Here is a 20,311-nt window from a genome sequence, read left to right as displayed (position 1 = left end):
CCCGGAGTGCTACGGAACGAGGTTCCCCCTGGGCTCGGCAGGCCGCTCCTGCCGCCCGCCGACCCCTGCGGCCCGCGCCGCGGCGTGCAGCGAGCGCAGGGCCAGCAGGAGGAACCCGATGTCATCGAGGTAGACCGGGTCCGGCAGCAGGTCGACCGGCGACACGGTGTACAGCACCGCCGCCCAGACCAGCGCCTTGTTGTGCAGCGGGACACCGGCCTCGGCCAGCAGTTTCCTGGCCTTCAGGACCCGCACCAGCAGGACGCCGGCAGCGGCCAGCATGAGCAGCCCGAAGACCGCGCCGACGATGATCCAGGTCTTGGTGTCCATACTTCATCCTGCCTTATCCGACTTATCCGGAGCGGTGCGTCCGGTGCCGGGTGCGGCGCTTCAGGGCGCGCCGCTCGTTCTCCCCGAGACCACCCCACACCCCGGCGTCCTGGTTGTTCTCCAGGGCCCACCGCAGGCATTCCTGCTGTACGGGGCAGCGTCGGCACACCGCCTTGGCCTCCTCGACCTGGACGAGCGCCGGGCCGCTGCTCCCGATGGGGAAGAACAGGTCCGGGTCCTCGTCGCGGCAGGCCGCGTGCATGCGCCAGTTCTCCATGGACTCTCACTCCTGACGATCGTGTGCGTCGCGTTTGCCTCGGTACGCTGCGGGTGACCGGCATTTCGCCCCCGAAACACCGGGTGACCCTTCCTTCGCGTCCTCTTCACGTCCCTCGGAGCTGCGAGGGCGGCGGCTCAGGGGCGATCATGGGAGACGGCGGGCCTGCGTCGGGCACGGTGACGGCTGGGAAGGATCGTCCGTGGGCGGCACTGATGACATGCGGATCGGCTGGGGCGAAGCCCGCCGGCCGGGCGGGCGCCGGGCCTCCGAGAGCGGTCTGCTCGACGTCCTCGGGGTCGCCGCGCTCGTCCTGGACGCCCAGGGCCGCATCGTTCTGTGGAGCCCGCAGGCCGAACGGCTGCTGGGGTACTCCGCCGAGGAGGCGCTGGGCGAGTTCGCCGCCCGGGTGCTGGTCGCCGAGGAGGACTTCGAGCTGGTGCTCCGCCTCTTCGGCCAGGTGATGGGGAGCGGCGAGGCATGGGCCGGGGTCTTCCCCGTACGGCACAAGGACGGCACCAGCCGGCTGCTGGAGTTCCGGAACATGCGGTTGCAGGACGACCGGGGTGACTTCTACGCGCTGGGGCTGGCGGCCGACGGAGAGGTGCTGCGCCGGGTGGAGCGGGACCTCGCGCTGTCGGTGGGCCTGGTCGACCAGTCGCCGATCGGCCTCGCGGTGCTGGGCCCCGATCTGCGCTTCCTGTCCGCCAACGCCGCGCTGGAACGGATGGACGGCATGAGCGCCGCGGAGCACCTGGGGCGGCCGATGGGCGAGGCGCTGTCGTTCCTGGGCCCCGACGGCCTGGAGGCGGCCGCGCGGGAGGTCCTGGACAGCGGTGTGCCGCAGGTGTCGCGCCAGGTGGTCGGCCACTCCCCCGCCGCCCCGGACAGCGACCGCGCCTGGTCGGTGTCGCTGTACCGGCTGGACGACTCCGCGGGGCGGGTGCTGGGCATCGCCGCATCGCTGATCGATGTCACCGACCGCTACCGCGCGGCGGCCGAGGCGGAGCGGGCCCGGCAGCACCTCGCCCTGATCGCCGACGCCTCGGTGCGCATCGGCACCACGCTCGACCTGGAGCAGACGGCCCGGGAGCTGGCGGAGGTCACCGTGCCGCAGCTCGCCGACGTCGCCGCGGTGGACGTGCTGGACAGCGTCCTGAAGGGGCGCCCCGGGTCGACCGACGGCCCGCTCCTCATCCAGGCCCTGGCCGTCGTCGCCGCCCGGCCGACGCCCGTGGTGGAGGCTGCCGACCCACCGGGCCGGGCCGCCCGCTACGGCGCCGACCGCCTTATCACCCGGTGTGTGCGGACGGCGCGGCCGGTGCGGGAGCCGTATCTCGACGCGGAGAAGCTGGCCCGGGTGGCCCGCGACGAGCGGTCGGCCGCCCTGCTGGCCGAAGCGGGCGCGCACTCGTACCTGGCGGTACCGCTCATCGCGCGGGGCGAGGTGCTGGGGGCGATCGACCTGATCCGTACGGACAACCCGCTGCCGTTCACGGCGGAGGACGAGGCGCTGGCCGCCGAGCTGGCGGCCCGGGCCGCCGTCGGCATCGACAACGCCCGCCTCTACCGCCAGCAGCAGGAGACCGCGCTGACGCTTCAGCGCAGCATGCTGCCGCGCAACCATCACGCCCCGGCGGGCCTCGACGTGGTGTCCCGTTACCGGCCGGCCGCCTCGCGTTACGAGGTCGGCGGGGACTGGTTCGACGTGATAGGGCTGCGCGACGGCGGGACCGCCCTGGTGGTGGGCGATGTGATGGGCAGCGGGATCAACGCGGCCACCACGATGGGGCGGCTGCGCACCGCCACCCAGACGCTGTCCCGGCTCTCCCTGGAGCCCGCCGAGGTGCTGGGGCACCTGGACGAGATCACCGCCGGCCTGGACCCGTGGTTCGCGACCTGTGTCTACGCCGTGTACGACCCGGGCGCCGGGCGGTGCCGGGTGTCCACGGCCGGGCATCTGCCGCCGGTGCTGATCCCGGTGGGCGGTGAGCCGGTGCTGCTGGATCTCCCGCCCGGGGCGCCGCTGGGGGTGGGCGGGGTGCCGTTCAGCGACGTCACGGTCCCGCTCGGCCCGGGCGACCGGCTGGTCCTGTACACGGACGGCCTGGTGGAGACCCGGGAGGACGACATCGACAGCCGCCTGGCGACGCTGCTGGAACTCCTGCGCACTCCGGACGCGTCGCTCGACGCGACGTGCGACCGGCTGCTGCGCGCGCTGCGGGACCCGGACGGCCACGACGACGTGGCGCTGCTGATGGCCCGGGTCCACACGTGACGGCGGCGTGGGATCAGTGCGCGCACCTGCGCCGGGTACGGCACTGGGCTGTGGCGCGTACGCGGTTGCCGCCGGCGCCGAGGAAGCCCAGGCCGATGCCCAGCATCCAGGAGTCCTTGGCGAGCGCGATCCCGTCCTGCGTCGGCCGGAGGCTGCCGGGTTCCCGCATGCCGGGGGTCCGCAGATAGAGGCCGAAGAGACCACCGGAGAACCCGGTGAGAAGCAGCCCGGCGAGCCGGGTCGGCACGAAAGGCGCCAGCAGGGTGGCGCCGACCGCGATCTCGGAGCAGGCGAGCAGCCGGGTGAACCGGGCGGGCTCCAGCTTGCCGAGGAACGGATAGGCGTTGCTGGCCATACCGTGCAGCCCCTGGGCGGTCCCCTCGTCGGCCTTGAGCTTGCCGAGGCCGGAGTTGAGGATGAAGGCGCCGGTGGCGAGGCGCGGCGGGATGTCGCGCGGTTCGGGCAACAGCATCATGACGTGAGCCTCCGTGGCACAGGTAGTCGGCCCCCGGTCGAGCCTAGCCAGCGGGGGTGCCGGGCGCGCGTCGAGCGGCCGGACCGGTGGCCGATACTGGGCGCGGCGGGTACGCGAGAGGGGGCTCAGTGGTCCAACAGCCAACGGAATACGACATCGTGGTGGTCGGCGGGAGCGGGGTGGACACGATCGTCCGCGTCGATGCCCTGCCGGTCCCCCTGGCCGACTCGGTGATGGTCGGCCCGATCCAGGAGTGGCCCGGCCAGACCGGTGGGAACGTGGCGCTCGGCGCGCGTGCGCTGGGGCTCGACGTGGTGTTCCTCGACTGCGTCGGCGACGACTGGACCGGTGCGCAGGTGCGCGAGCGGCTGGCGAAGGGCGATGTGGAGTTCCACGCGGTCATCTCCCCGGCCGGGACGCGGCGGGCGGTGAATCTGGTGGACGCGACGGGGCGGCGGATGTCGTTCTACGACGCGCGGGACCCGGAGGAGCTGCGGATGCCGCGGGAGTTCTACCTGCCCCGGCTGCGGCGGGCCCGCCATGTCCATCTGTCGATCACGCACTTCACCCGGTTCCTGTACGACGACATCGAGGCGCTGGGGGTGCCGGTCTCCACGGATCTGCACGACTGGGACGGACGAAGCGACCACCAGCGGGAGTTCGCCCTCCGGTCCGATCTCGTCTTCTTCAGCGCGGCGGCGGCCGGGGAGCGCGCGCCCGCGCTGATGCGGGAGGTCCTGCGCGAGGGCCGGGCCACGACGGTGGTGGCCACGGCGGGCGCGGAGGGCTCGTACCTCCTCACCCGCGACGGCGGCGACGAACCGGTGCACATCGCGGCGGCCGCGCCGCCGGCGCCCGTGGTCGACAGCAACGGAGCGGGCGACGCGTTCGTCACCGGCTTCCTGTACGGCAGGCTGGAGGGGCGTGAGCCGTCGGAGTGCGCCCGGCTGGGGGCGGTGGCGGGTGCCTTCGCGTGTACGGCTCCGGGCTCGACGGCCATGATCGGCCGGGCGGAACTGCTCGGCACGTAGAGAGGCCCGCGTGTGGCGCGGGTGCCCCGGCCCGGGGCACCCGCGCGCGTCAGGGTCTCCGGCAGGACGGCGCGGGCCCACCTCCCGCGCCTCGGACGCCACGGGGTGCGGGGGTGCCGTCTCGCGACGCCTGCCGCGCCGGCTCAGAACGGTACCGTCAACTGCGCCTGCACGTGCGCGTGCAGGACCCCCGCCATATCGGTCGTGCCGTCACCGAGCAGCCATTGGATCTGCAGGCCGTCCATCAGCGCGATGAGCTGCTGCGCCGCCTCCCGCGGGTCGATGCCCTCGCGCAGCACGCCCTTCTCGCGCGCCTCGGCGTACGAGACCGCCGTGGACAGCACCGAGCACCGGTACCGCTCCACGAAGTAGGCGTGGGCCGGGTGGTCGGCCGAGGTGGCCTCGGCGGACAGTACGCAGAACAGCTCGACTATGCCGCGCCGCTCCGCGTTGAGCGCCGCGAGTCCGACCAGCCGGCGCAGCCGGTCGACGCCGGTGGGGCGACCCGCCTCCAGCCACTGGCCGTCCACGGCGTCGCGGTGTTCCAGGACGGCGAGCAGCAGGGATTCCTTGGTCGGGAAGTGGTGCAGCAGTCCGGGATGCGAGATGCCGCAGCGGGTGGCGATCACCCGCAGCGAGGCGCCCCGGTAGCCGGCCTCACCGAACATGGCCATGGCCTGGTCGAGGATCTCCCCGCGCTTGGCCCGGCCCTTCGCGTATCCACGCCGCTCATCGCCGGTCACTCGGCACGCTCCCCGGTCGTCTCGGCAGCCCCGCCGCATGTGTTCGCATCCTACTTACTTACCACTAGGTCGGCATTCGGCGTACGGTGGTCCCCGGAGTGCACAGCCTCCGCATACCGCCCGATGAGAACGTCGCCGACGTCGTGAAAGGAAAGCCCGTGGGCTCCTCCCTGCCCTATCTCGACCCCCGCCTGCCCATTCCGGAGCGCGTCTCCGATCTGCTGGGCCGGATGACGCTGCCCGAGAAGGTCGGCCAGATGCTCCAGCTGAACGCCAAGGACGGGGTACGGCAGCACATCGAGGACATGCACGCCGGCTCCATCCTGCACGCCTCGCCCGAACGCGTCCTGGAGGCCGCCGAGCTGACCCGCCGGACCCGGCTGGGCATCCCGCTCCTGGTCGCCGAGGACTGCATCCACGGGCACTCGTTCTGGGAGGGCGCCACCATCTTCCCGACGCAGCTGGGGATGGCCGCGAGCTGGGACCCGGAGCTGCTGGAGCGCGTGGCACGGGCGACCGCCGTCGAGGTGGCCGCGACCGGGGTGCACTGGACGTTCTCGCCGGTGCTGTGCATCACCCGGGACCTGCGCTGGGGGCGGGTCAGCGAGACGTTCGGCGAGGATCCCTTCCTCATCGGCGAGCTGGCGTCGGCGATGGTGCGCGGCTACCAGGGCGAGGGGCTGGACGACCCGACGGCGATCCTGGCGTGCGCCAAGCACTTCGCGGGCTACTCCGAGACCCAGGGCGGCCGGGACGCGAGCGAGGCCGACATCTCGCGCCGAAAGCTGCGCTCCTGGTTCCTGCCGCCGTTCGAGCGGGTCGCCAAGGAGGGCTGCCGTACGTTCATGCTCGGCTACCAGTCGATGGACGGCGTCCCCGTCACCGTCAACAACTGGCTGCTCAACGAGGTGCTGCGCGGCGAGTGGGGCTACACCGGCACGCTGGTGACCGACTGGGACAACGTCGGGCGCATGGTGTGGGAGCAGAAGGTGTACCCCGACCACACCCAGGCGGCGGCCGCCGCGGTCCGGGCGGGCAACGACATGGTGATGACCACGCCCGACTTCTTCGAGGGGGCGCAGCAGGCCGTGGCGGCCGGGCGACTCGACGAGGCGGACATCGACGCGGCGGTCGCGCGCATCCTCACGCTCAAGTTCGAGCTGGGCCTGTTCGAGAACCCGCGCCACCCCGACCGTGACCGGCAGCAGGCGGTCATCGGCAGCGCCGGGCACGCCGAGCTGAACCTCGAGGTGGCCCGCCGCTCGCTGGTGCTGCTGGCCAACGACGGCACCCTGCCCCTGGACGGCGGCTACGCGGCCGGGGCGGACGGGCGGGCGGTCGCGGACGCCGGTGCGGCGCCGCGTACGGTCGCCGTGATCGGCCCCAACGCCGATGACGCGCAGACCCAGCTCGGGGACTGGGCGGGCTCCTCCGGTCAGGCGGACTGGCTGCCGGACGGCCACCCGCGCGCCATGATCCGTACCGTCCTGGACGGCTTCCGGGAGCATGTGCCCGCCGGCTGGACCGTCACCCACGCGCGCGGCGCCGGCATTCTGACGGTGGGCCCGGACCCGGAGGGGGCCTTCTTCCCGGACGGGCAGCCGCGCCCCGAGATCGTCGTCCCGTGCGAGCCGTCCGGCGACCTGATCACGGAGGCGGTCGCCGCGGCCGAGGCGGCCGACCACGTCGTCGCCGTGGTGGGCGACCGCATCGAGCTGATCGGTGAGGGGCGCTCGACCGCGACCCTGGAGCTGATCGGCGGGCAGATCGCGCTGCTGGACGCGCTCGCCGCGTCGGGCAAGCCGTTCACCGTGGTCGTCATCGCCTCGAAGCCGCTGGTGCTGCCGCCGTCCGCGTACCGCGCGTCGGCGATCGTGTACGCCTTCAACCCGGGCATGCAGGGCGGCCGTGCGGTGGCCGAGCTGGTTCTCGGCCTCGTCGAGCCGTCCGGGCGGCTGCCGGTGTCCTTCGCGCGCCACGCCGGGCAGCAGCCGACGTACTACAACCAGCTGCGCGGCCAGCACGGTTCGCGGTACGCGGACCTGACCCAGCGGCCCGCCTTCGCCTTCGGCGAGGGCCTGAGCTACACGACCGTCGCCTACACGGACCTGGAGGTGCTGACCGACGTCCTGGGGGCGGGCGACACGCTGCGGGCGCGCGTCACGGTGAGCAACACCGGCGGGCGTCCCGCGCTGGAGACCGTACAGGCGTACGTGAGTGACCTGGTGACGTCCGTGACGTGGGCGGAGAAGGAGCTGAAGACCTACCGGCAGATCCGGCTGGAGCCGGGTGAGTCGCGCGAGGTGACGATCGAACTGCCGGTGGCCGCGTGCGCCCTGGTGGACGCCGAGGGTCGTCGGGTCGTGGAGCCGGGTGCCTTCGAGCTGCTCGTCGGGCCGTCGTCGCGCGACGACGCCCTGCTGCGGGCGGGCTTCACCGTCAAGGGCTGAACGGTCGGTCAAGGGCTGACCGGTCGCGGGAGCGGCCTGCCCGGTCCTCAGGGGCCCGGCCGGCCGCTCCCGCGCAGCCGTTCCAGGTCCGAGGGGCGGACCTGGATGACGAACAGCGCGATCAGGGCGGCGGCGACGGCGAAGGCCGCAGCGGCCAGGAACGCGGTGGAGACGCCCGCTGCCAGGACCTGGTCGCCCCAGGGGCCGGGGAGCTGTCCGGTTTTGCGGAACCGGGCGAGCTGCGCCGGTGTCGCCTCGGCCATGAACCTGGGGACCTGGTCGGTCGCCTCGTTGCGGCTCGCCGTACCGAAGACGGTGACCAGGATGGACAGGCCGAGCGATCCGCCCACCTGCTGCGTGGTGTTGAGGATTCCGGAGGCCGCGCCCGACTCGTGCGGTTCGACTCCGGACAGGGCCATCAGCGTCAGCGAGACGAACTGCAGGCCCATGCCGAGCCCGAACACCAGGATCGGTCCCAGCAGGCTGCCCAGGTACGAACTGTGGACGTCGGTCTGCGTGAGCCAGCCGAGCCCGCCGGCGGCGAGGATCGCGCCCGTCACCATGAAGGGCTTGGGGCCGAAGCGGGGCAGCAGCTTCGAGGTGAATCCGGCGCCGATCGCGATGATGACGCTGACCGGCAGGAAGGCGAGGCCCGTGCGCAGCGGGCTGAAGCCCAGGATGTTCTGGACGAACAGGGTCAGGAAGAAGAACATCCCGAACATCGCCGCCGCGAGGCTCAGCATGATCCCGTAGGTGCCGGCCCGGTTGCGGTCGCGGAACATCCACAGCGGGGTGATCGGCTGCCGGGACCGGCTCTCGACGGCGATGAACAGGCCGAGCAGCACGACGGCCGCGGCGAACGCGAGCAGGGTCAGGGTGTCGCTCCAGCCCTCCTCGGAGGCCCGGATGAATCCGTAGACGAGGGAGACCATGCCCACCGTCGCGGTGAGGGCGCCCAGGACGTCGAAGTGACCCGGGTGGCGCTCGGACTCCTGGATGTAACGGCGGGTCGCCAGCACGATCAGCACGCCGATGGGCACGTTGACGAAGAAGATCCACCGCCAGTCCAGCCACTCGACCAGCACACCGCCCGCGAGCAGACCGATGGCGCTGCCGCCCGCGGAGACGGCCGCGAACACGCCGAAGGCCCTGTTGCGTGCGGGGCCTTCGTGGAACGTCGTCGTGATCAGGGCGAGCGCGGTCGGTGATGCGATCGCGCCGCCGACGCCCTGCAGGGAGCGGGCGGCGAGCAGTTGCCAGGATTCCTGGGCGAGTCCGCCGAGCAGGGAGGCGATGACGAAGAGGGCGACGCCGGCCGTGAAGACCCGGCGCCGCCCGAGGATGTCGCCGATCCGACCGCCGAGGAGGAGCAGGCCGCCGAAGGTGAGGGTGTACGCGTTGATCACCCAGGACAGGTTCTCGGTGGAGAAACCGAGGGATGTCTGGATGTGCGGCAGGGCGATGTTCACGATGGTGATGTCGAGGACCACCATCAGTTGGCACGAGCAGATGACCAGCAGGGCTATGGTGCCGCCGCGGTCCCTCCGAGGGGTTGCGGTGGCTTGCGGGAGTGTCGCGTGGGAGCCGGTCATGGGTTCGTTGCCGCTGGTGCGGTGGGGTGAACGTGGTCGTTCACCCCACCGACGTTAGACCTGGGTGAGAGTCGTCGCGAATCGATCTCCGGGGGCGCCTGCGGCGGGCCTTGTCCCCTCCCCGCCCCTTCCCGGAACCGGGGCTCCGCCCCGGACTTCGCGCCTCGAACGCCGGCGGGGCCGGATTCCTCGTTGTGCTCTCACTCGAACGCGGCTGCCGCCTCCCGCAGTGCCTGGGCCACCGCCTCCGGGGAGTCCGGGCCCGGGTCGCCCGGGGTGTAGGTCACCGAGCGCAGGCGGCCCTGGAAGGGGAAGGCGCGGTGGCGTTCGAAGAGGGGCCAGGAGATGGGGGACTTGCGGTCCACGCCGACGCTGATGCCCTGGAAGGGAGCCATGCCGATGAGCTGGTGGACGCTGGGCGGGGTGCCCCGGGTCTCCCCGTCGGCCTCGATCCGGAAGCTCCAGCGCAGGCCGCGCTCGGCGGTGGCGACGAGCCGGACCGTGTGCTCTCCCGGTGCGAGCGGGCCCGCGTCCGTCTCGTGGAGCACGCCGTACTCGTTGTACGCGAAATGCAGGCGGCCGTCCTCGACGTACAGGCTGTAGCCGCCGCCCTGGTCGCCGTGCGAGACGAGGACGCCCTCGCCCGCGTCGTCGATCGCGACGGTCACCTCGAAGGAGCACAGGGAGACCAGCCGGGAGGAACGGTAGCGCTCCAGTTCGGGGGTGCCGGGCAGCAGGGTGAGGGGGCGTGACAGGCGGCTTTCGGCGGGGTTGCGGCGGGCCAGGGCGCCGCTGCCGTCGGAGAGCGGGAAGACACCGTTGCGCCAGGCGGCCTTCTCCCAGGCCGCCGAGAGTTCCTTGACCAGAACGGGGTGTTCGGCGGCCAGGTCGTGGATCTCGGTCGGGTCGGTCCTGATGTCGTAGAGGGCCCACTCGGAGTCGTCGTAGGGGGCGCCGGGGCGGTGCAGGGTGACGAGTTTGCGGCCGTCGCGGTAGTAGCTGCGGTTGCCGGTCATCTCGCAGTACTGCTCGGGGTGGGTGGAGAGGTGTTCCGGGTCGGCGAGTACGGGGGCGAAGGTGACGCCGTCCGGTTCCTGGAGCGGGACCCCGCGCCGGCGCTCAGGGCGTTCCAGGCCCGCGAGTTCGAGGAGGGTCGGGGCGATGTCGGTGACGTACTGGTACTGCGGGCGCGTGCCCGGGGTGAGGCGGCCTTCACGGGCGCCCCTCGGCCAGGACAGGACGAAGGGGACGCGCACCCCGCCCGCGTACGTGTGACCCTTGTAGAGCCGGAACGGTGTGTTGGAGGCCATGCCCCAGCCGCGCGGGTAGTGCACCAGGCTGCGCGGGCCGCCGATCAGCTCGGGGTCCCGGTCGACGTCGGGCGTCCAGTCCTCGGGCAGCGCGGGGTGGTGGACGAAGCGGCTGAAGTAGGAGCGGGTGCCCTCGGCGCCGCCCTCGCCGGTGCCTCCGTTGTCGGAGGTGAAGACGATGATGGTGTTGTCGAGCTCCCCCAGCGCTTCCAGGGTGGCGGTGAGCCGGCCGAGGTTCTGGTCGATGTTGTCGACCAGTGCCGCGTACACCTCCATGTAGCGGGCGTACAGGCGCTGCTGCTCCTCCGTGAGGCTGTCCCACGCGGGTACGTCCTGCCCGGCCTCGCTGTTGCGTGCGGGGAGTTCGGTGCCTGGCGGGAAGAGTCCGTCGGCGATCTGGGCGGCGAAGCGGCGCTCGCGCAGCGCGTCCCATCCCTCGTCGTAGCGGCCCCGGTGGCGGGCGATGTCCTCCTCCTTGGCCTGGAGCGGGCCGTGGACGGCGTTGTGCGCGAGGTAGAGGAAGAACGGTTTGTCGGGGTCGTGGGCGCGCAGCGACTTCACCATGGAGATGGCCTGGTCGGTGATGTCGTCGGTGTAGTAGTAGTCGTCGGGGAACTCGTCGATGTCCAGCGGGCTGTTGTCGCGGACGAGTTGGTGCGGGTGGAAGAGGCTGGTGAGCCCTTCCAGGACGCCGTAGTACTGGTCGAACCCCTTGCGCAGCGGCCAGTTGTCGCGGTCGTCGGCGGCGTTGGACGCGGAGTCGCGGACCAGGTGCCATTTGCCGACGGCGTACGTGGCGTAGCCCGAGTCGTGGAGGAGTTCGGCGAGGGTGGGGATGTCGTCGGCGATCTCCATGCCGTAACCGGGGAAGCCGGGGTCGGAGTTGGCGACCATGGCGTAGCCGACGCGGTGCGGGTTGAGTCCGGTCAGCAGGGCGGCGCGGGCCGGGGAGCACAGCGGCATGGTGTGGTAGTTGCTGAGCCGTACGCCGCCCTCGGCGAGGGTGTCGAGGACGGGGGTGGGGATCTCGGAGCCGAACGGGCCGATGTCGCTGTAGCCCATGTCGTCCACGAGCACGACGACGATGTTCGGGGCCCTCTCCCCCGGTGTCCGGGGCGCCGGCCAGGCCGGCTCGGAGGCGGCGAAGGTGCGGCCGATGCGGCCGGGGAAGCCGTCGTAGGGGTCGCGGCGGGTGGTGGTCATCGGCGGGCGGCTCCGTCTCGGTTCGGGGTGGGGCGGGTCATGCGAGGGCCGCCGTCTTCTCGGCGTGCTCGGGCCGGACCGTCGGGGGTACGGGTTCGGGCGCGGCGGCGAGCAGGGCGCGGGTGTACGGGTCGCGGGGGTGCTCGCACACCTCGTCGGCGGTGCCGGTCTCCACGATCCGGCCCCGGTGCATGACGGCGATGCGGTGGCTGATCTGCCGGACGACCGCGAGGTCGTGGGCGATGAAGACGAGGGAGAGCCCCAGGTCGCGCTGGAGGTCGGTGAGCAGGCCGGTGATCTGGGCCTGGACGGACACGTCGAGCGCGGAGACGGGTTCGTCGCAGATGAGGACGGACGGTGCCGGGGCGAGCGCGCGGGCGATGCCGATGCGCTGGCGCTGGCCGCCGGAGAAGGAGCGCGGGTGGCGTCCGGCCACGGCGGGGTCCAGGCCCGCCAGCTCCAGGAGCTCCGCCACCCGCTCGCGGCGCGCCTCGCGGTCGCCGATGCCGAACGCGACGAGGGGTTCGGCGACGATCTCGCCCACGGTCATGCGCGGGTTGAGCGAGGCGTAGGGGTCCTGGAACACCATCTGTACCTGGCGGCGCACCGCGTGCAGCGCCCGGCGCGAGGGCCGGGTGATGTCCTCGCCGCGCAGCCGCAGGGTGCCGCCGTCGCAGGTGTGGGCGTGGGCGAGGACCCGGGCGAGGGTGGACTTGCCGGAGCCGGACTCGCCCACGATGCCCAGCGTCTCGCCCTCCCTGAGCCTCAGCGACACCCCGTCGAGCGCGGGCACCCCGCGTCGCCGGGCGCCGCGCCCTCCGTACGTTTTGGTGAGGCCGTCCGCCTCCAGGACGACCGCGCCGGGCGCGGGGCGGTCGATGCGGACGGGCGGTGCCGGGGCGGGCAGGGGCTCGGTGCGTCCGGCGGCGGGAAGGCAGGCGACCCGTACGCCGTCGGCCACCCGTGCGAGCGGCGGGGTCTGCGTGCGGCAGCGGTCCTCGGCCAGGGTGCAGCGGTCGGCGAAGGCGCAGCCGTCCCCGAGGAGCGTGAGGTCGGGCGGGCTGCCGGGGATGCCGGTGAGCCGGGTCCCGGACGGGGTGGCGAGACGCGGCACGGCGGCCAGGAGTCCGGCGGTGTACGGGTGACGGGGGCGGGTGAGCACTTCGGCGGTGGGCCCGTCCTCGACCACGGTGCCGCCGTACATGACGAGGACCCGTTCGCAGGCGCGGGCGACGACGCCCATGTTGTGGGTGATGAGGACGAGGGCGGTGCCGGTCTCGCGGTTGAGGTCGCCGAGCAGGGTGAGGATCTGGTCCTGGACGGTGGCGTCGAGTGCGGTGGTCGGCTCGTCGGCGAGGAGGACGTCGGGTTCGCCGGCGAGGGCCATGGCGATGAGGATGCGCTGGCGCTGGCCGCCGGAGAACTGGTGCGGGTAGTCGTCGGCGCGGCGGTGCGGGTCGGGGATGCCGACCCGGTCCAGGAGTTCGACGGTGCGGGCGCGGCGGGCGGCCTTGTCGTGGTTTCCGTGGGCGCGCAGGGCCTCGTCGATGTGGCGGCCGGCGGTGAGGACGGGGTTGAGGGCGGTCATCGGGTCCTGGAAGACCATGCCGATGCGGGCGCCGCGCACCGCGCGCAGGTCGGCGTCGGCGGCGGCCAGGTCGCGGCCGTCCAGCCGGACCGTGCCGGTGGTGATGCGGCCGGTGCCGGGCAGCATGCGGTTCAGGGCGAGCGCGGTGGTGGACTTGCCGGACCCGGACTCGCCGACGACGGCCAGGGTCTCGCCCCGGCGCAGGGTGAAGGAGACCCCGCGCACGGCGCGCAGCGGTGACCCGTCGGGGGCGGTGAACTCGACGCCGAGGTCGCGGACCTCCAGCAGCTCGGGGGCGGTCATCGGCGTATCTCCCGGTTGAGCGCCTCGGCGATGAGCGAGAGTCCGAGGACGAGCGCGGTCACGGTGATCAGGGGGCCCGCGGCGAAGTGCGGGGACTGGGCGAGGTAGGGCATGGACTGGCTGAGCACCGCGCCGAGGGTGGGTTCGGGCGGCCGGACGCCGACGCCGAGGAAGCTCATCGCGCCCTCGATGAAGACGGCGACGGTCAGCGAGACGGCGATCTGCACGACGAGCGGGTCGGCCGCGTTGGGCAGGATGTGCCGGATCAGCACCCGGCGGCCCGAACCGCCGCCGACCCGGGCGGCGGTGACGTACTCGCGTTCCCGCTGTACGAGGACGCCGCTGCGCAGCAGCCGGCCGAAGACCGGTATCTCGGCGAGGGCGATGACGAGCACGACGGGGATGCGTCCGGGGCCGAGGATCGCGGTGACGGCGAGCGCCAGGATCAGCCCGGGGAACGCGAGGAGCAGGTCGAAGACGCGCTGGACGACGGTGTCGGCGATGGGGTGGGCGGCGGCGGCCAGGGCGAGCAGGCAGCCGAGCGCGGCGCCGGCGGGCACCGCGAGCGTGATGATGCCGAGGTCGGTGCGGATGCCGTACAGCACCCGGCTGAGCAGGTCGCGCCCGAGGTCGTCGGTGCCCAGGAGGTGTCCGGGCGCCCCGGGTCCCGCGAGGCTCTGGCCGCTCTGGTCGGTGGGCCCGTGCCCGGCGAGCAGCGGTGCGAGGAGTCCGGCGAGGACCACCGCGCCGACGAGGACGAGGCCGGTGCGGGCGCGCGCGGTGGACAGGGCGGTGCGGTAGGGGTGGCGGGGGCGGGCCGTGGCGCCCGGCTTGCGGGCGGCCGGGGGCGGCGCGGCGGTGAGGAGGTCGGTCGTCTGGGTCATGGGTTACTCCCACCTGATCCGGGGGTCGAGCCAGGCGTACACGAGGTCGGTGAGCAGCTGGACGAGGACGAAGACGGCGACCAGGAGCAGCAGGAGGTCCTGGACGACCGGGTAGTCGCGGCGCTGGAGGCCCTGTTCGGCGAGCTGTCCGAGGCCGGGCCAGGCGAAGATCGCCTCGACCAGGACGGCCCCGCCGAGCAGGTTTCCGACCTGCATGCCGAGCAGGGTGACGACGGGCGGCAGGGCGTTGGGCAGGGTGTGGCGCCACAGCAGGCGGCGCGGGGCGATCCCGGCGGCGGTGGCGGTGCGGATGTAGTCCTCGGCGAGGCCGCGTTCGATGCCGTCCTTGAGGTAGCGGCCGAGCACGGCGGCGCTGGGCAGGGCCAGGCAGAGCGCCGGCAGCACGAGGTACTGCGCGGCGAGGTCCGGGGCGGTCAGGAAGGCGACCCGGCCGCCGGGCGGCAGTACGGGGAGCGCCACCGCGAAGACCAGGACGAGCAGCACGCCGCTGACGAACGGCGGCACGGCCAGGGCGGCGGTGGTGATCACGCGCACGGCCCCCGTCAGCCACCGGTTGCGCGAGGTGGCCCCGACCACGCCGAAAGCCGTACCGAGCACGATCACGAACAGGAGGGCGGCGAGGGTGAGTTCGGCGGTGGCGCCGAGGCCGTCGCCGATGAGGTCGGCGGTCTGTCCGCCGATCGCGTACGAGGGTCCGAGGTCGCCCTTCAGGAGCGAGCCGGTCCAGTGGGCGTACTGCGAGAGCAGGGGCGCGTCGAGACCGAGCCGTTCGCGGATGGCGGCGACGGTCGCCGCGTCCGCGTCGGGTCCGGCGAGCGCGGTGGCGGGGTCGCCGGGGACCAGTCTGAGGATGGCGAAGATCAGGAAGGAGGCGGCGACCAGGACGAGGAGGGCGGACGGCAGCCGCCGGAGCAGGTAGCTGCGCATGTCACACCAGGTAGGCGTTGTCGAGGTTGAGGTAGGAGAACTTGTTGAGCGTGACGCCGTGCAGCCGGGCTGCGGATACCTGGAGCTGTCCGCGCACCACGAGGTCGATGAGGAACGCCTCGTCCAGCAGGATGGAGGAGATCTTCTGGTGCAGGGCGTTGGCGGCGGCCGTGTCGGTCTCGGGCTCGGTCCAGGCCTCCCGTACGACCTTGGTGTAGGCGGTGGAGCGGTACTTGGAGGTGTTCTTCGCCTCGTTGAAGGGGTACGCGCTGACGGCCAGGGTGGACGGCTGCACCTGGGCGAATCCGTGGCCGAGGGACCACAGTGCGGGCATGCCCTGCGAGATCAGCTTCTTCTGCGCGGTGGCGCCGTCGGTGGGCTGGAGCGTGACGTGGACGCCGACCTGCTTGAGGTCGTACTGGATGGACTCGGCGATGGCGGTCTCGCCGGGCAGCGCGATGTGCAGCATGGGCAGGTCGAGCCTGGTGTGTCCCGCGGACTTCAGGAGTTGCCGGGCCTTCGCGGGGTCGTGCGTGTAGTGGGTGCGGTTGGCCTCGCTGTACGCGGGTGAGGACTTGGGCCAGGGTGCGGCGGAGGCGAGGCCGTACCCGCCGAGGGTCTGGTCGACGAGCCGGTCCCGGTCGACGGCCCAGGCGAGCGCCTGGCGGACGGTGCGGTCGGTCAGCGGGGCGACCGTGGTGTTGACGCCCAGGTAGACGGCGCCGGCGCCGGTGTCGTAGTCGCTGATGGTGAGCCCGTGGTCGGCCTTGACGACGCCGAGGCTCTTGCCGGGCACGTCGAAGGAGAGCTGGGACTGGCCGGAGCGCAGGGACGAGATCAGCGCGTCGGCCTGGGCGATGACCCGCAGCTCGACCCCGTCGAGGTAGGGGCGGCCGGGCTGCCAGTACGCGTCGTTGCGGGTGAGGCTCAGACCTGAGCCGGGGCTCCACTTCTTCAGCTTGAACGGGCCGGTCCCGATGAGCTTCTTCCCGGCGACGGCGTCCTCGACGCTCTCCGAGTCCGTGATGATCATGAACTCGAACAGGTCGAAGAGGTTGTTGACCGGGTGCGCCAGCTTGAGCACCAGCTCGTGGTCGCCGCGCTTCTCGAACCGGGTGATGGTGGCCGCCGTGCTGCGCAACTGGGCTGCTCGCAAGGGGTTCTGAAGGTTCTTCACCGCGAAGATCACGTCGTCGGCGGTGAACGTGCGGCCGTTGTGGAAGGTGACGTCGTCGCGCAGCCGTAGCGTGATGCTTCGCCCGTCCTTGGCGTACGTCCAGGAGGAGGCGAGCTCGGGTTTCGGGTGGAGGCGGTCGTCGTAGCGGGTGAGGGTGTTGTAGATCAGCCGTTGCTGGAGTGACTGGCCGCTCTGCGCGAACAGCAGGGCGGGCGTGAAGTCGGCGTTCACCGCGACGTTCAGCACGCCGCCGCGCCGGGGTGCCGCGCTCGCCCCCTGCGGGGCGGACGAGGTGTCCGACACGGCCGAGCGGCAGCCCGCGAGGCCCAGTCCGAGGAGCAGGGCGCCGCCGCCCGCGGCGCGCAGCGTGGAGCGCCGGGACGGTCCAAGGGGCGTGAGGGGGTACAGCTCGGTCATCGATGCCTGCCTGTGACGGTGGGAAAAGGGGAGGGAGGAGCGCGCGGCGGAGCACGTACGCGCATTCGTTCCGCTGCGGGAGGAATGGAGCTGACGGGATCACGCTGCGCGAAAGGCGCACCGGACCGGGGCCGTTGTGGCGGCCTTGCGGAATCGGCGCGGATAGGCGTGAAGAGCTCACGCGACGCACGAAAGCGGGGGAAGCCGGACGGAGAAAGGATTGCCGGGTCTCAGCGGGTTGTTGTCACCCGTGAGAGGTCAACGGGGCGGGGCCGTGGGGCCGTACCGCCGCGGTCCGGGTCAGCGGCGAACGGCACAGACCGCGCTGGCCTGTCGACAGAGGTCGACGTGCCTGCGGGAGACGAGGCGCTTGTCCGGGTTCACGGGAGCAATATGACAGCGGCCTCACTGGGCGGTCAACCTGCGTTGTCCGCATCCTGGTACGAAGTCCTCTGCGCACCGCGTCGGCCGGCTACCGCATCGAGACCGTGAGAGGGCTCCTGAACAGGGGGTTCAGGACGACCGAACCGGCCGCGACCGGGAGAACGGCCGTCCCGGCATGCGGACTGACGATGCGGTCGGGGTCCTGGCAGACGTGCGAGTGGTCGACGGCGGCGCCCCTGATCTCCTCCAGGTACTCCGGGTTGATCAGGCTGGCGTGCTCGGTGACGACCACCAGGTCGGGGTTGAGGATGTCGAGCAGCAGGGCCGTCGCGCGGCCGACCGCGCGGGCCCGCTCGCGCAACAGCCGGTCGGCGCGCCGGTCGCCGGCCGCCGCCGCGTCCACCACCAGAAAGGCGTCGGGCCAGGGCACGATGCCGCGCCGCACGGCGGTCCGCGCCATTGCGGTGTTCGAGGCGGTCGCCTCCAGGCAGCCGGAGCGCCCGCAGGGGCAGAGCACCGTGGAGTCCGGCACGGGCAGGTGGGCCACGTCACCGGCGCCGGACCCGGGCCCCTGGTGCACGACACCGGTGATCCCCAGGGCCGCGTCGACCACGTTGCCGATGAACAGGTGGACCAGGCTACGCCGCGCTTCGGGGCGGCCGAACAGGATCTCGGACTGCGCGACGGCCCGGGCGTGGTTGTCGACGCGTACCTCCAAACCGTCCAGGCCACGGGCCAGTTCGGCGGCAAGGGGGCGGCCGGCCCAGCCGAGCGTGGCATGCCGCACGGCCGTTCCCGAGCCCGGGTCGACCCAGCCGCCGAGGGCCGCACCCACCCCCAGCAGCGGCCGGTCGCGCCGGACGTCGTCCAGGAAGGCGCGCAGCCCGCGCACGATCCTGGGCGGCAGGTCCCCGGCCCCGATGCCGTCGTGCGGGAAGGAGCGCCGGTCGAGCAGCCGGCCGCGCAGGTCCAGCAGGCCGAACGTCGACGCGGGCACCCCGATGTGCACCCCGGCGACCAGGGGCCCGTCGCTCCCGCCGGTGTGCAGGTCGACCGGGATCTGCGGCCGGCCCACCCCGTTTCCGGCGCTCAGCTCGGGCAACTCCCGTACCAGGCCCAGCCGTACGAGATCGGTGCACTGGCGTGACACGGCGGCCTGGCTCAGCCCGGAGCGGTCGGCGATCGTCCGGCGGGCGACGGGGCCGTGGTCGAGGACGGTGCGCAGCACGGTGGCGGCGTTGGTCTCGCGCCTTCCGTCACCGGTCGCGCGGAAGAGGCGGGGGGCGGCGGTCATGGGGGCCTTCCTTCGGTCCTGCGCCATGGGGCGCTCGCAACGTTACGGCGGCGTGAATTCGCACGGGGCCGGTGACCGGGCCCGGGGGCGGCGCCCGCGCACTGCTGGGGCGACAGGGTGAACTCGCAGGCCGGCAAAGGTTTTCGGGCGTCCGGCGAGGATGTCCGGCGACCCCGTGCAGGCGCCGATTGAACCACTGCCGGACGCCTGGCGGGGTGCCGGCGGGCGCTTGACGTACCCGGCGGGGCGCTGCGAGTCTCCGGGACATGTTCGCGACGGCACTCACCGATGCGCGGCCCGCCCGCGCCGGCCGCCCCGCCCCTCGACCCGGGTGTCCGGGCCGCTGTACCGCCGCCTGACCTCACCGGCGTACCCACCGCACCGCGCTCCCTCTCCGGAGCCGGCCACCCCGCGCATCCTCGCTCCGGGCAGAGCACCGTCTCCGCCTGTGGGCGCATCCCGCCCCAATTAATTCCGCTCAACAATTAACCCGCTCGCCACCGGCCGCGCCCTGTGCCCGGCCGTGACGGGCCTCTCCTCGAAGGGAATCCCCCATGTCTTCCACCACCACCGCCCCCGCCGTCACCGTCCAGCAGCTCGGTGGCCGCATCGGCGCGGTCATCTCCGGTGTACGGCTCGGCGGCGACCTCGACCCGGAGACGGTCGCCGCCGTCCGGGCCGCGCTCCTGGCCCACAAGGTCGTCTTCTTCCGGGAGCAGGACCACCTGGACGAGGACAGCCACGAGGCGTTCGGCCGGCTGCTCGGCACGCCGGTCGCCCACCCGACCGTGCCGTCCGCCGACGGGCGCTATTCGCTGGGCATCGACTCCGACCACGGCGGCCGGGCCAACCAGTGGCACACCGATGTCACCTTCGTCCCCGCCTACCCGGCCTTCTCCATCCTGCGGGCCGTCGTGATCCCCCCGTACGGCGGCAACACCCTGTGGTCCAACACGGCCGCCGCCTACGCGGAGCTGCCCGAGCAGCTGCGCACCCTGGCGGACGGGCTGCGGGCCGTCCACTCCAACGACTACGACTACGCGGCGGTGCGGCCCAACGCCCTGCCGGAGGCACTTCAGCAGTACCGCGAGGTGTTCACGTCGACCAAGTTCCTCACCGAGCACCCCGTGGTCCGCGTGCACCCCGAGACCGGCGAACGCGTGCTGCTGCTGGGCAACTTCGTTCAGCGGATCAGCGGGCTGACCGGGCGTGACTCGCGGGCCCTGGTCGACCTGTTCCAGTCGCACATCGAGCGCCCGGAGAACACCGTGCGCTGGGACTGGCAGGTGGGCGACGTGGCGATCTGGGACAACCGCGCCACCCAGCACTACGGCGTGGACGACTCCGACACCCACGAGCGCAAGCTCCGCCGCGTCACCATCGACGGCGACGTGCCGGTCGGCGTCGACGGCCGCTCCTCCACCCTCATCAGCCCCGAGGCCGTGCCGGACCCGTCCTTCGGCATCCCGTCCGGCGCCTCCACCACCGAGGCGCCGGCCGCGTGAGCGAGCACCCCACTCCCCCGGCGGGCGGTGCCCAGGCCCCCCCCCCCCGGGCGCCCCCCCCCGGGGGCGGCGGCCGCCCCCCCCCCCCGCCCCGGGGCCCCCCCCGGGGGGCCGGCACCCCC

General features: G+C 72.9%; 16 protein-coding genes. 4 read left to right on the top strand and 12 right to left on the bottom strand.

Annotated elements, in window-relative coordinates:
- Positions 1–9: 9 nt before the first annotated feature.
- Entirely contained in the window at positions 10–330 is a 321-nt protein-coding gene (locus ACLQ2N_RS20875) for a YkvA family protein (RefSeq protein ID WP_425815169.1), read from the bottom strand.
- A 22-nt stretch (positions 331–352) separates the two neighbouring features.
- Positions 353–607 (bottom strand): WhiB family transcriptional regulator, encoded by a 255-nt coding sequence (locus ACLQ2N_RS20870; protein ID WP_425815167.1) that lies wholly within the window; start codon positions 605–607, stop codon positions 353–355.
- Positions 608–827: 220 nt separating this feature from the next.
- On the opposite strand from ACLQ2N_RS20870, the gene ACLQ2N_RS20865 reads away from it, so the two are divergent.
- A complete protein-coding gene (locus tag ACLQ2N_RS20865; protein WP_425815756.1) occupies positions 828–2,885 on the top strand; it encodes a SpoIIE family protein phosphatase in 2,058 nt (685 codons plus the stop codon).
- 13 nt (positions 2,886–2,898) lie between these two features.
- On the opposite strand, the gene ACLQ2N_RS20860 is transcribed toward ACLQ2N_RS20865, so the two are convergent.
- On the bottom strand, positions 2,899–3,360 hold the full coding sequence (locus ACLQ2N_RS20860; protein WP_425815165.1) for a hypothetical protein: 462 nt from the start codon (positions 3,358–3,360) through the stop codon (positions 2,899–2,901).
- A 128-nt stretch (positions 3,361–3,488) separates the two neighbouring features.
- Between ACLQ2N_RS20860 and ACLQ2N_RS20855 the strand changes: the two genes are divergently transcribed.
- Positions 3,489–4,391 carry a carbohydrate kinase family protein gene (locus ACLQ2N_RS20855; RefSeq protein WP_425815163.1) on the top strand — a complete coding sequence of 301 codons (903 nt, stop codon included), beginning with the start codon at positions 3,489–3,491 and terminating at the stop codon, positions 4,389–4,391.
- A 143-nt stretch (positions 4,392–4,534) separates the two neighbouring features.
- On the opposite strand, the gene ACLQ2N_RS20850 is transcribed toward ACLQ2N_RS20855, so the two are convergent.
- Entirely contained in the window at positions 4,535–5,134 is a 600-nt protein-coding gene (locus tag ACLQ2N_RS20850; protein ID WP_425815161.1) for a TetR/AcrR family transcriptional regulator, read from the bottom strand.
- A 158-nt stretch (positions 5,135–5,292) separates the two neighbouring features.
- Here ACLQ2N_RS20850 and ACLQ2N_RS20845 point away from each other — a divergent pair, with 158 nt between their 5' ends.
- Positions 5,293–7,584: a glycoside hydrolase family 3 N-terminal domain-containing protein gene (locus ACLQ2N_RS20845; RefSeq protein WP_425815159.1), complete on the top strand. Its 2,292-nt coding sequence runs from the start codon at positions 5,293–5,295 to the stop codon at positions 7,582–7,584.
- A gap of 47 nt (positions 7,585–7,631) precedes the next feature.
- Here the strand turns inward: ACLQ2N_RS20845 and ACLQ2N_RS20840 are convergent, their stop codons facing one another.
- The 8 genes from ACLQ2N_RS20840 to ACLQ2N_RS20805 all read right to left on the bottom strand — a co-directional run bounded on the left by ACLQ2N_RS20840 (position 7,632) and on the right by ACLQ2N_RS20805 (position 18,684).
- Positions 7,632–9,176, bottom strand: coding sequence for an MFS transporter (locus ACLQ2N_RS20840; RefSeq protein ID WP_425815157.1), 1,545 nt, complete (start codon positions 9,174–9,176; stop codon positions 7,632–7,634).
- 200 nt (positions 9,177–9,376) lie between these two features.
- Complete coding sequence (locus tag ACLQ2N_RS20835) at positions 9,377–11,689, bottom strand: arylsulfatase (protein WP_425815155.1); 2,313 nt, start codon at positions 11,687–11,689, stop codon at positions 9,377–9,379.
- 37 nt (positions 11,690–11,726) lie between these two features.
- Entirely contained in the window at positions 11,727–13,580 is a 1,854-nt protein-coding gene (locus ACLQ2N_RS20830; RefSeq protein WP_425815153.1) for a dipeptide ABC transporter ATP-binding protein, read from the bottom strand.
- Positions 13,577–14,464, bottom strand: coding sequence for an ABC transporter permease (locus ACLQ2N_RS20825; RefSeq protein WP_425815151.1), 888 nt, complete (start codon positions 14,462–14,464; stop codon positions 13,577–13,579). Before ACLQ2N_RS20825 ends, ACLQ2N_RS20830 begins: the two co-directional genes overlap by 4 nt.
- Positions 14,465–14,467: 3 nt before the next feature.
- Positions 14,468–15,412: an ABC transporter permease gene (locus ACLQ2N_RS20820; RefSeq protein ID WP_425815149.1), complete on the bottom strand. Its 945-nt coding sequence runs from the start codon at positions 15,410–15,412 to the stop codon at positions 14,468–14,470.
- A gap of 1 nt (position 15,413) precedes the next feature.
- A complete protein-coding gene (locus ACLQ2N_RS20815) occupies positions 15,414–17,006 on the bottom strand; it encodes an ABC transporter substrate-binding protein (protein ID WP_425815147.1) in 1,593 nt (530 codons plus the stop codon).
- Between the two features lie 300 nt (positions 17,007–17,306).
- Entirely contained in the window at positions 17,307–17,390 is an 84-nt protein-coding gene (locus tag ACLQ2N_RS20810) for a putative leader peptide (RefSeq protein WP_361031313.1), read from the bottom strand.
- An 88-nt stretch (positions 17,391–17,478) separates the two neighbouring features.
- Positions 17,479–18,684 (bottom strand): ROK family protein, encoded by a 1,206-nt coding sequence (locus tag ACLQ2N_RS20805; protein ID WP_425815145.1) that lies wholly within the window; start codon positions 18,682–18,684, stop codon positions 17,479–17,481.
- Between the two features lie 554 nt (positions 18,685–19,238).
- Here ACLQ2N_RS20805 and ACLQ2N_RS20800 point away from each other — a divergent pair.
- Positions 19,239–20,189 (top strand): TauD/TfdA dioxygenase family protein, encoded by a 951-nt coding sequence (locus tag ACLQ2N_RS20800; protein ID WP_425815143.1) that lies wholly within the window; start codon positions 19,239–19,241, stop codon positions 20,187–20,189.
- Positions 20,190–20,311 lie beyond the last annotated feature (122 nt).

Origin of the sequence: Streptomyces sp. DT224 (assembly GCF_049844595.1) — a bacterium.
Lineage (GTDB): Bacteria > Actinomycetota > Actinomycetes > Streptomycetales > Streptomycetaceae > Streptomyces.
The sequence above is the reverse complement of the archived record's forward strand: the minus strand, read 5'-3'. Positions and strand labels throughout refer to the sequence as shown.

What these genes read in the sequence shown, in the direction of transcription:
- ACLQ2N_RS20865 (WP_425815756.1), top strand. Translation starts at nt 828, where the DNA reads ATGCGGATCGGCTGGGGCGAAGCCCGCCGGCCGGGCGGGCGCCGGGCC.
- ACLQ2N_RS20870 (WP_425815167.1), bottom strand. Translation starts at nt 607, where the DNA reads ATGGAGAACTGGCGCATGCACGCGGCCTGCCGCGACGAGGACCCGGAC.
- ACLQ2N_RS20825 (WP_425815151.1), bottom strand. Translation starts at nt 14,464, where the DNA reads ATGACCCAGACGACCGACCTCCTCACCGCCGCGCCGCCCCCGGCCGCC.
- ACLQ2N_RS20875 (WP_425815169.1), bottom strand. Translation starts at nt 330, where the DNA reads ATGGACACCAAGACCTGGATCATCGTCGGCGCGGTCTTCGGGCTGCTC.
- ACLQ2N_RS20815 (WP_425815147.1), bottom strand. Translation starts at nt 17,006, where the DNA reads ATGACCGAGCTGTACCCCCTCACGCCCCTTGGACCGTCCCGGCGCTCC.
- ACLQ2N_RS20820 (WP_425815149.1), bottom strand. Translation starts at nt 15,412, where the DNA reads ATGCGCAGCTACCTGCTCCGGCGGCTGCCGTCCGCCCTCCTCGTCCTG.
- ACLQ2N_RS20800 (WP_425815143.1), top strand. Translation starts at nt 19,239, where the DNA reads ATGTCTTCCACCACCACCGCCCCCGCCGTCACCGTCCAGCAGCTCGGT.
- ACLQ2N_RS20805 (WP_425815145.1), bottom strand. Translation starts at nt 18,684, where the DNA reads ATGACCGCCGCCCCCCGCCTCTTCCGCGCGACCGGTGACGGAAGGCGC.
- ACLQ2N_RS20830 (WP_425815153.1), bottom strand. Translation starts at nt 13,580, where the DNA reads ATGACCGCCCCCGAGCTGCTGGAGGTCCGCGACCTCGGCGTCGAGTTC.
- ACLQ2N_RS20840 (WP_425815157.1), bottom strand. Translation starts at nt 9,176, where the DNA reads ATGACCGGCTCCCACGCGACACTCCCGCAAGCCACCGCAACCCCTCGG.
- ACLQ2N_RS20860 (WP_425815165.1), bottom strand. Translation starts at nt 3,360, where the DNA reads ATGATGCTGTTGCCCGAACCGCGCGACATCCCGCCGCGCCTCGCCACC.
- ACLQ2N_RS20835 (WP_425815155.1), bottom strand. Translation starts at nt 11,689, where the DNA reads ATGACCACCACCCGCCGCGACCCCTACGACGGCTTCCCCGGCCGCATC.